The sequence below is a fragment of the Acinetobacter sp. 1124_18A genome (assembly GCF_052824995.1).
The window spans coordinates 244,124-255,136 of sequence record NZ_VTDF01000004.1 but is presented as its reverse complement, the minus strand read 5'-3'; the positions used below and the strand labels follow the sequence as shown (position 1 = coordinate 255,136).

General features: G+C 40.4%; 12 protein-coding genes. All 12 read right to left on the bottom strand.

Annotation, left to right across the window (positions count from 1 at the left end; genetic code table 11):
- Positions 1–6: 6 nt before the first annotated feature.
- Positions 7–1,542: an HAL/PAL/TAL family ammonia-lyase gene (locus tag FY048_RS11100; RefSeq protein WP_446091147.1), complete on the bottom strand. Its 1,536-nt coding sequence runs from the start codon at positions 1,540–1,542 to the stop codon at positions 7–9.
- Between the two features lies 1 nt (position 1,543).
- Positions 1,544–2,470, bottom strand: a complete 927-nt coding sequence (locus FY048_RS11095; protein WP_446091146.1) for an LpxL/LpxP family acyltransferase — start codon at positions 2,468–2,470, stop codon at positions 1,544–1,546.
- Positions 2,471–2,472: 2 nt separating this feature from the next.
- Entirely contained in the window at positions 2,473–3,213 is a 741-nt protein-coding gene (locus FY048_RS11090) for a glycosyltransferase family 2 protein (RefSeq protein WP_446091145.1), read from the bottom strand.
- Between the two features lie 2 nt (positions 3,214–3,215).
- On the bottom strand, positions 3,216–4,874 hold the full coding sequence (locus FY048_RS11085; RefSeq protein WP_446091144.1) for an AMP-binding protein: 1,659 nt from the start codon (positions 4,872–4,874) through the stop codon (positions 3,216–3,218).
- 9 nt (positions 4,875–4,883) lie between these two features.
- Complete coding sequence (locus tag FY048_RS11080) at positions 4,884–5,438, bottom strand: septation protein IspZ (RefSeq protein WP_446091143.1); 555 nt, start codon at positions 5,436–5,438, stop codon at positions 4,884–4,886.
- On the bottom strand, positions 5,435–5,689 hold the full coding sequence (locus FY048_RS11075; protein ID WP_080649511.1) for an acyl carrier protein: 255 nt from the start codon (positions 5,687–5,689) through the stop codon (positions 5,435–5,437). The genes FY048_RS11080 and FY048_RS11075 overlap by 4 nt, the downstream gene beginning before the upstream one ends.
- A gap of 5 nt (positions 5,690–5,694) precedes the next feature.
- Positions 5,695–5,955 (bottom strand): phosphopantetheine-binding protein, encoded by a 261-nt coding sequence (locus FY048_RS11070; RefSeq protein ID WP_000067033.1) that lies wholly within the window; start codon positions 5,953–5,955, stop codon positions 5,695–5,697.
- A 1-nt stretch (position 5,956) separates the two neighbouring features.
- A complete protein-coding gene (locus FY048_RS11065; protein ID WP_446091142.1) occupies positions 5,957–6,760 on the bottom strand; it encodes a lysophospholipid acyltransferase family protein in 804 nt (267 codons plus the stop codon).
- Entirely contained in the window at positions 6,745–7,359 is a 615-nt protein-coding gene (locus tag FY048_RS11060) for a beta-ketoacyl synthase chain length factor (protein WP_446091141.1), read from the bottom strand. The genes FY048_RS11065 and FY048_RS11060 overlap by 16 nt, the downstream gene beginning before the upstream one ends.
- 196 nt (positions 7,360–7,555) lie before the next feature.
- The gene (der, locus tag FY048_RS11055; protein ID WP_446091140.1) at positions 7,556–8,965 is read right to left on the bottom strand and encodes a ribosome biogenesis GTPase Der; all 1,410 of its coding nucleotides are present in this window, start codon (positions 8,963–8,965) and stop codon (positions 7,556–7,558) included.
- A gap of 186 nt (positions 8,966–9,151) precedes the next feature.
- Positions 9,152–10,297 (bottom strand): outer membrane protein assembly factor BamB, encoded by a 1,146-nt coding sequence (gene bamB, locus FY048_RS11050; protein ID WP_446091139.1) that lies wholly within the window; start codon positions 10,295–10,297, stop codon positions 9,152–9,154.
- The gene (locus tag FY048_RS11045) at positions 10,297–10,995 is read right to left on the bottom strand and encodes a YfgM family protein (RefSeq protein WP_446091138.1); all 699 of its coding nucleotides are present in this window, start codon (positions 10,993–10,995) and stop codon (positions 10,297–10,299) included. Before FY048_RS11045 ends, bamB begins: the two co-directional genes overlap by 1 nt.
- Between the last annotated feature and the right edge of the window lie 18 nt (positions 10,996–11,013).

Genomic DNA, 11,013 nt, shown 5'->3' with positions numbered 1-11,013 from the left:
CTCACCTTATCCCATAAATTCTGGTTGATTAAACAATTCAAGTTGGTCTAAACGATCAACAATCTGTTGTAATTCGGTTTGTAATGGTCGGTCTTCTTCGACAAATGCAAAGCTTTGTAAGGTCCATTGCATAAACGCCTGCAATGTTGGACTTAACTGTGTGGTTAAACCTTTCAAATGAGTCGCCTGCACACTCGCACAGCACAGCGCTGCAATGACTTGCTGTGTTAAGGTAATCACCCGACTCGCATCACGTGCAGCAATGGTTCCCATACTAACTTTGTCTTGGTTATGACATTCGGTTGAGCGTGAAAAAATTGAAGCTGCCAAAGTGTTTTTTAAGGCTTCAGCCGTCCACGCCGACACTCCGATTTGTACCGCTTTAAAACCATGATTCAGTGGTAAACGCTCGGCAGTTGCACCTGTTAAATTACGTGGTAACCCATGATTCATTTTATGATCGACTAACTGTGCAATCTGTCTATCCATCAAGTCAGCAATATTGGCAATCATAATTTTTAAGCTATCCATTGCTTGTGCAATGTGCCCACCGTAAAAATGACCGCCATGCAACACACGCATCCCTACTGGATCAATCAATGGATTGTCGTTACTTGAATTCAGTTCATTTTCAATAAACTGACGTAACCATACTTTTGAGTCTTCAAACACGCCAATAATATGCGGCGCACAACGAAGCGAATAACGATCTTGCAAACGTGGACTTTGATGTGCCGTTTGTACTTCACTATTCAGCCAATCACGTAATTGCTTGGCAATTTGCTGCTGACCTGGATGAGGTTTTTGTGCAAACAATACTTCATCAAAATGACTTGGATTACCTTCCAAGGCCAATACATTTAGAGCAGTAATTAAAGTACTCGCAAGTGCTATCTGCTCTGCTTTTTTATAATTTAAACAAGCAATTGCCGTCATCACTGCTGTGCCGTTCATGAGCGCTAAACCTTCTTTAGGTCTAAGCGTTAAAGGCAGTATATTTTTTTCAGCATAGACTTGAGCAACAGGAATAATTTGCCCATCGAAATAGACATCACGCTCACCGACTAAGGTTCCCGCAATATAAGACAACGGCGTTAAATCGCCACTTGCCCCTACCGAGCCTTCAGATGGAATGACTGGAATTACATTTTCATTTAACAACCAAACTAAGCGCTCAAGTAGTGCTATCGACACACCTGAATAACCGCGAGCCAACGAACATAAACGCGTCACTACCACTGCTCGTGCAGTGATTACATCTAAATTTTCACCTAAACCACAACCATGAAAGCGTGAAAGATGCAGCGGTAGTTCATTAACCTGATGTAATGGCACTTCAACCAAACATGAGTCACCATAACCTGTGGTCACACCGTAGATAACCCCTTCCTCTTCAAGGAGCTGATCGAGAAAATCAGCACCTTTTTGAATCAGTTCACGCCACTCAGACGTTTCAGGTAAAGCAACCTGACATTCGCCTCTTGCTACAGAAACGACATCTTCAATACTTAGTGGTTGTTCACCTACGGTTAACACACGCATGTTATTTCGTCCAAAAATTATAAAAATTAAACCATTGATAAGGGGCACGCATGCAATGCTGTTCTAATATAGCAACATAAGTTTTAGTTAAAGTTTGCATGCCTTCAACCCGATTAGCGCGGGGTAAATTTACCTGCTCGGCAATTGAATGAATATGTACCTGAAACTGCTGCTGCATGCGGTAGCAAAAAACTGCAATAACAGGCACTTTGAGTAAGCTTGCCAGAATCCATGCCCCTTGCGGGAAAGCTGCTGACTCCCCTAAAAAATCAATATGCTGTACACGATCTGACTGCACAGGCACTCGATCTGCCGCCACAATGACCCACTCACCTTGCTGCATTTTATCTTGCAGCAACATGGCAGTTTCAATACCCAACTCATCGACTGATAAAAGACAGACATCCGCCTTATCATTTAGTTTTTTCAAAAAATCATTAAATTTTGTCGCGTGCTTTTGATAAACCAGTACGTTAATTTTCTGTGGATGCTCAGACTTAATTGCCCGAAGTAATTCAATATTGCCAAAGTGAGAGACAACAATAAGAGCGCCTTTTTGATAATGCTGCGAAAAGTTTTCATGTCCAAAAACTTCTAGATTTTGCTCGGAGATATGGCCTAGCCAACCTTCAATCTTATCTAAAATACATTCGCCAAATTGCATAAAATGCGCATAGCTATTTGCCCACGTTGGCTGGTGGTTAAACGGCGACTGTGCTCCAGCAAAATGATGCAGTTTACTTAAATAAAGTAAGGAAGCTTGTCGTGCTGTGACAGCAAATAACCAGTACCACATAATGACAAAGTACATCACCAACTTGCATAACCAACGTCCACCAAAACGGTAAAACCACAACACGAGCATAAGGGGCAACATACCTCCTCGCTCTTTAATATCGTTCCATTTTGGAGAAGCTGAATCTGTCATAATTAACCTTGAAGCTTTTGCTTTAAAAGCTTAGGTAAACGAATCAACATGCCCATAAACAAAGTTGCGTGTGCTTTACTCAGGCCTAGGTTATCTCGCCAAGCATGAAAATGAGAGATACCCTGCTCTGGATAAACCACAGGTGTAGGTACATTAATAAAAGGGGTATTTTCCCATTTTAAACGCACTAAAATTTCACTATCAAAGCCCATACGTGGCTGGAATTTAGCGCTATTCAATACCTTCATTGTGCTTTCAAGCGGGTACACGCGAAACCCACACATACTGTCTTTAATTTCAAAAGATAAACTATTTAACCACACCCAAAAATGGGTGATGTAACGGCCATATAAGCGCTTTTTAGGAATAGATTCATCGAAGTATGGCTGACCAATCACCATTGCATCTGGATGTTGTCGAGAATGCTCAATAAATTTTGGAATATCATCCCAGCAGTGTTGACCATCGGCATCGAGTTGTAATGCATGACTTAAACCAAGCTCATAGGCTGCACGTAATCCAGTCATGACTGCCTGACCTTTACCCTTATTCACCTCATGTTCAATAAGATGAATTTGGGAATATTGCTCTGCCAATGCTTTTAAAATTTGGCTACAAGCATCATCACTGCCATCATTGACCAACACAATCGGTAAATCAAAACCGTCCAGATAAGAAATCAAATCTGCTAAATAATGTGGATGATTATAAACTGGGATAACAAAGCCATAGTTGGTCTGCATTTTTAACCCTCTACTTCCGTTTGCAAAGCGAATAATAAACGCCCAGAAGCCAAAATCTGTTCTGAATCGCGTAGCTCAAAACTCACTTTATGCTCTTTTCGAGAAAGCTTAAGTTGTACAATTGCATAAGGACGGATCAGGTTTTGAAATTTTAGTTGTTCATAACCCTGACACCAATTTAAGTCCGACCAAATTGATTTAGCAAAATGTTGTAAAAAACCAATCTGCCCAACTCCAGGATAAATCGGTTGTGTTGGAAAATGTCCTTTAAAACAAGCCAATTCAGGTGGAAACTCAAGGCTAAAAATAGAGCCTTCGGAACTGTGTGACTGCGACAGCACCACGGGTTGTAACATCGGCTTAAAGAGAGTCTCTAAATAGCTTTTATTGAGTTTAGACTGCGAGTTCTGCGGTAGCTGACTAAGGAAACGCCATTGACGTGGAATCGCGATCGTTTCCAAGCTGTCTTTTAATTGTTGTTTTAAATGGCTAACAAAAGCAGACTTACCTAGTTGCTGTAACTGTGCTCGAGCTTGTTCTGTCAGAACGACAATACAACCCAATATTTGACGCTGCTCATGTTCAAGTACCAATACATGACATTGTTGGACCGCATCCAAAGCTCGAATGCTTTGCTCGATTGCATCTAGACTCAAACGCTTTTCTTCAAGTTTTACAATTCGATCTGTACGCCCCATCAGCTTAAAGGTCTGACACGTTTCATCTGACCATGCTGCGCCATCACCTGTGGTAATCCAGTCATCCTCATAGGCATGATTACTCTTCACCATGAGGTGTTGCTCTTCAATACGAATAGCTACATTGCTAAAAGCAGTCCAAGCATCTTCATCTCTAGCGCGATGGGCAATACCACCAGTTTCAGAACTTCCTAAAACTTCAATAATTGGACGATTCAATAAAGGACGAACACCACTTTCCAGTTTGCCACCAGAACTAAAAACCATCTGGCAGTTTTGTAAAATAACATCGGTTGTCCAGCGTTTTAATAATGCAGGACTTGAGATCAAATAATTTCTAAAACCTAGTGTCTGTAGTTGTTTTTGAGCTTGCACAACATCTTCAGGAAATGCCATTTGAAGCACATAAAAACTTCGACCGGTAGCAAGTGGTAGCAGTAATTTAAACAGTAATCCATAAATATGTTGATGACTGACCGTTGCAATCGCAATTGCATGTTCATCAAAACTAAAGCTTTGGCTTAACCCTTGAACTTCGTTGAGTAATTGTTTGAGTGTTCTTGGGATTTTTTTAGGTTCACCAGTTGAACCAGATGTATAAAAATAGAGTTGCGCCTGCTCTAAAAAAGCATCATCCAAGGTTAAAGATAAAGGAACAACTTTTTCAGTGTTTTGGCGCTTTAAAAAATAAATCTGCTGTGCTGCAAATTGCTGCTCTAGTTCACGCACTCGATTGGGTGGTAAAAATATTTGCTTTTTCGCGAGCAACGCAGCAAACAATAAAACCAGAAATTCATAGCTATCTGCTTCCCATAATGCCCAAGTTAAATTTTCCATTTGAGCAATTGCAGCAGCTTGTAAGGCCACGTCCTGCCAAAATTGAGTAAAACTGGTCGAATGCAAAGCACTATCTATACAAAGTGGCTGAACTGAATCGATGAATTTCTGAAAATGACAATGCATAGTTTTTAATTAAGGATTTGAAGAATGTAAACGCTGATGTCGCTTACGCAAAATAAATTCACCAAGGAATAAAATGCCCATCAGCACATAAGAAATAAAGCCATTATAAATGACCCAAACCTGCATTGAAGTAAAAAGTACAGTGGTCAAAGCAATTAATGCATTACAAAAAAAGAAAACACACCAAACTTTAGTCACCTGTCTGGTCCACTGCACCCCAGAATCAGGTAAATCAGGTTCAACGAGTCGGGCAAAGCGCTCAATCATAGACGGCGGCTTGATGAGTGTCAGCGAAAAAATAATTAATGCGCCTAAACTCATACCGACTGGATATAACTTCAACCAAGCATGATTATGTGACAATAAACTTAGACTGCCACAAACAATGGCAAAACCAGTTAAAGGCCATAATAACGAGTTGCCTTTACCAAAAAGTCTGACGACACCCAGCCCGATGAGTAATAGACTCACCCAAATGAATTGTCCGTGTGTCAGACTCCAACCCACAATAAAGGGATACAGCACAAAAAGTGCTGCAACTATCCCTTTAAGAATAAATTTCATTCAGCAGTCATGTTCTGGATTACCGTCACAACATCGAGTACGGTTCTTACATTTTTAAAGTCTTCAGGCTTTACTTGTTTGCCCGTTAACTCTTTAATTTTTACAACTAAATCAACCGCATCAATACTGTCGACATCAAGATCTGAATAAAGGTTCGAATCGAGTTGAACAGACTCCGGCTCAATTTCAAACAAATCTTCCATCCATTCGCGGAGTTTAGTTAATACTTGTTCTTGAGATAACATCATCACGCTCCTTATGACTTCTGTTGTGCTTCAACTAAAGCAACCAAACTCTGGATTGATTTAAAATGCTGTTTGGTTTCATCCGACTCTGCATTTAAATGAATGTTGTAACGCTTTTTTAAAGCCAGTCCCAACTCAAGTGCATCAATCGAGTCTAATCCTAAGCCCTCTCCAAATAATGGAGCTTCTGTATCAATATCCGCAATAGTGATATCTTCTAGTGCCAAAACATCAATAATCATTTGCTTTAGTTCATCAGCAAGATTGCTCATTTCAAGATAACTCTTCATCAAAAATTTTATAAAAACTACGACTTAACTGACGAACTTGTTTAGGTCCTACTGTTAAATCATCTAACAAATCGGATACCTGTACAGCATCCAGTACTTTCACTTCGATATGAAAGGGTTGAGATGGCACGTGGTACCATTTTTCATTCTTGGTTAATGTCGATGGTGTACAGGTAATAATTACTGGCCGAATTGGTACATTTGCACGAATGGCAATGTTGGCTGCGCCGCGCTGAAATTCGTTTAGGGTCATCCCTTTTTCAGTACGCGTTCCTTCCGGAAAAATTAAAAGAGAAGCCGAATTATTTTCTTTCAGACGCGCCACACAGTCTTCAACAAATTGCTGAGAGCCAGCGTTCAAAATATAACCCGCACTTTGTACAGGTCCTTTGGTAAAAGGGTTCGACCAAAGAGACTGCTTCACCACACAATTAGCCTGCTGCATCATACCAATTAGTACTACAACATCAATCAAACTCGGATGATTGGCGATGACGAGCTCTTGACGACTATTCTGTAGCTTTTCCAAACCTTCTACCGAATAAGTCATGATGCCCAGTTTGACCATCATTTCAGTAAAGCCTTTAAAGCTATACTTAATCACATTCTGTGCACGTTGCTGACGCTTTTCAGAGTCAGAGGTTGTGGCATTCAGTACTGGTGCAATGACGGTGGCAATTGCCATACCACCCAAACCGAAACTGGCAAAACTAAAACCAGTTGCAGCTACACGCCAGCAATAATTACCTTTTTGTTTCAGATTTTTAAGATTTAGCATTTGTTCCACCCAAATGCAGATATTAACTGGTCAGCATCCTGCCAAAAATGAGCAAAAGTAGGACCATCTGCTTCAACTGTGTGTGTCCACGCAGTAATTTGTAAATTAGGTTGCTCTAGAGTAACGACCGCAGCCATAGCATAAGCAGGGAAATCGACTGCCTCAGCATAAATTGGGGGTAAAGGTTCATCATAAGCAACGACTAATACCCGCTCGATATCTTTCATTGACTTTAAAAGAGCATAAGCTTCAATCAAACTTTCAGTCCATGAACAACTTAAGCTGGTAGATGGGGTATCATCCTGACATAAAATAGAATAAAGCCCAGAAATTGCATTATGGACAGACGTTGAAAATTGTGTGGGTGATGGCGTTTGCTCACTTAAAACGTCTTTCAATATATTCAACGTTTTAAACTCGTCACCATATCTTGACACCCAAACAATATAATCGGCTTTACTACCATTTAATGCACCAAGCGCGCTGTTCAAAGCAAGTTTAGCCAATGGCGATAACCGTCTACGCTGCATAGCTGGAATACAGTCAAGGGCTGTATATGAGGGCTGAGCATGTGCAAATGTAAGCTGAGCAAGATGTAATGTTACCATGCTAAAAGTGAACCCTAAGCAGCGTTATTCTGTCGGAATATAAATTATTTTATAAAGATGCTGATTATAGCATTCGTTATGAAATTTACAAAAAATTACGTTTATCATTCACATTTTTTCATAACTCTTGATACAAGCTCATTTATTTGCAATAAAAAACCCAAAGAAAACTTTGGGTTTTTGAACTTTAAAAAGCTTAACGTTTAAACTTTTTCTCAGCTTTTTTGAATTTCTGTACATAACGACGTTTACGTGCCGCAACGCGTTCGTCCACTTGTGACTTACGTCCTTCAAATGGGTTGTCCGACGTTTTAAAATCGACACGTACTGGCGTTCCTTCCAGTTTGTAAACTTTACGGAACACATTCTCAAGGTAACGACGATAATCCGCTGGGGTTTTGTCGACCTTATTACCGTGAATTACGATCGTTGGTGGATTTTGTCCACCCATATGCGCATAACGCATTTTAATACGTTTACCACCCACCATTGGTGGCTGATGTGCATCTGTAGCATCATTCAAAATTTGAGTTAATTTTGCAGGTGAAACTTTTAAATGTGATGAATCATAAGCACGATGGATAGTTGGGTACATTTCCCCTACGCCAGTGCCATGCAATGCCGAGATTAAATGGACTTTCGCCCAAGGAATAAAGTCAAAACGACGATCAACATCCAACTTACATTGTTTACGATCGTATTCAGTCATGTTGTCCCATTTGTTAATGGCGATCACCATGGCACGACCAGCTTCAAGCGCGTAACCAATCAAATGTAGATCTTGTTCAACTACGCCTTCACGAGCATCCAACACCACTACAATCACGTGTGCATCTTTAATTGCTTGTAGTGTTTTCACGATTGAGAATTTCTCAATCATTTCATCAACTTTACCTTTACGACGTACACCCGCTGTATCAATGAGGGTATATTGACGACCATCACGTTCAAATGGAATGTAAATCGAGTCACGCGTTGTGCCTGGTTGGTCAAATGCAACCACACGGTCTTCGCCCAGTAAACGATTGACCAAAGTCGATTTACCCACATTCGGACGACCAATAATCGCTAAACGCAAGCCTGTTGCTTTGTCATGTTCTTCTGGATTTTCATCTTCAGGTACGTCTACCAAGACATCCTCAAGCATTTGCTGTACACCACGACCATGGCTGGCAGCAACTTGTAAGGGCTCACCCATACCAAGTTTGTAGAACTCAACCAATGCAGCTTCTGCATGAACACCATCAACTTTATTGGCAACCAAGTAAACTTTTTTACCCAAAGTACGCAGTTCACGTGCAATTTGTTCATCTGAAGCCAATAAGCCAGCACGGGCATCAACTACAAAAATAATGATATCTGCTTCATTGATCGCCGTTTTTGACTGCTCGGCCATGTAGTTATCAATACCGCCTTCATTTTCACCAATACCGCCAGTATCAACAACAATGAAAGACTTATTCTGATAAGTTGCATCACCATATTTACGGTCACGAGTCAGGCCCGCGAAGTCGGCTACAAGTGCATCACGACTCTTGGTAATCTGGTTAAATAACGTTGATTTTCCGACATTCGGACGACCAATGAGCGCAATAACGGGTTTCATACAATAACCTTAATTCAAGACCTGCCATATCTCATGGCATGAGCATTAAAAACAGTACAGGAGATATATTTTAAGGTCAGAGATGACCATAATAAAAGACGGGGCTTTGAACTGATTTAATTCAAACACCCCGATATTTTAACAGCATAATTTGTTAAGCGCTTATTTTAGCACAAGCGAACGAAATTAACGATTCTGCCAAATACTTAAATCGCCTTTTCTGGTCGAAACATAAAGTTGATTCTCGATAACACGCAATGTATTAACTTCACCACTTGTTTTTGAACGACCAATTAATTTACCTGTTGCTGGTTCAACAAGATGCAATACGCCATCTAAATCACCTATAACAAGATCTTGTCCTAGCACAACTGGATTACTTAAATGACGGTTTAACAAACTATCATTTTCCCAGATTTTTTCACCAGATGCTAAATCGTAAGCTGTTAACTTACCATCTGTTGAAGATACAAATACTTTGTTGTCATAAACTTCTGGGCGTTTCGTACTGCTCGAATCTTCACTCCAAACTACACGTTGAGAAGCAAGATCGGTAACAGTTACTTGACCTTGAAAACTGGTCGTTACCATAAACTGTCCAGCTACAGTTGGATCGCCATCGATATCAATTAAACGTTGAATATCAGAACGACCTTCGCTCACTGCAACACGACGTTGGAAACGTGGAATACCACTAATCGTATCAATTGCATAAACATACGCATTCGCAGATGCAATTAATACAGTACGAGGATCAAGGCTCACTGGTGATGCCTGACCACGCAAACTAAATTGGACATTTGGTAATTTATAAGCCCAAACTTGTTGGCCCGAAGTAGCATCATGTGCAAATACAGTACCATCATTCGCAATAGTAATAACGCGTCCAGATTGAACCAATGACGGGCTTAACAATGCACCAGATAACTGCGCAGTCCACTTCTGTTCGCCTGTTGCCTGATCTAGTGCAAAAAGTTGCCCTTTACTATTACCAACAACAACAATTCCTTCAGCAGCTTCAACACCAGAGCTCAAGCCTAATTTGCTGACTTTCTTTTCCCAAATGCGTTGTTTACCACGATATGCAGCGACTTCACCTTTTGGATCAAGAGTGAAAACTACACCGTCGTTTGCATCAAGTTGCAAACGTAATGGATCAGCCTTATCAGTAGAAGAAACACTACGCGAAAACACTGGCGTTAAGGTCTTTTTCGACTCGGTCAATTTCGGTAGCGGATTAGGTTTTACTTCTTTTACTTTATTACTCGAACATCCCACCAGTACAGCCGATGCGATTGCAATTGCCAAAGGCAGTTTGAATTTCTGATTCATTAAGACTCTTCCACCTGTGTTTCCAAAATTGGGCGCTCAATCTGTGGATCTTCAACTAAAACGCCAACACTTTCGAGTTTAATTTGTAAAATTTGTCGCTCTTGTTTACGTTCTAGTAACGAATTCCAAGCTGCCTGATACGCTTTTTTAGCAGAATCAACATCTTTCTTAGCAACAAAGATATCACCACGTAACTCTTCTACCGTTGCTTTAAATGCAGGATCGACGTTACCAGATAAGGTTTTTAATGCTTCATCATATTTGTTTTGTGCCAATTGTGCATCTGCTAAACGCAATTTCACAACCTGCATTAAACCTTCATCTTTTACTTTTGAATTTTCAACTTTCTTTAATGCTTTTTCAGCAGCAGCATAATCCTGTTTTTCATAGGCTAATTTTGCTAATACAAACTGAGTCTGTATGGCCTGAACAGAATCGATATCATCTTTTACAATTTTATCTGCCGATGCAGTTACTGAGCTTAAGGCATTAGGATTATCGGCACTCGCATTTGCCTCATCCATTAACTGCTGTACTTTTGCAGTTTCGACTTGGCTAGTTGCCAAATTCTTTTTTTGCCAGTAGGTCCATCCAAAAAAGGCAATCAATGCAATGAGAATTCCGCTAATCATGGCAGAACCATATTTTTTGGCGAACGACTTTAAGCTGTCGAATTGTTCTTCATCACTTACGCTCATGTGATTGTCCTTTTCCAG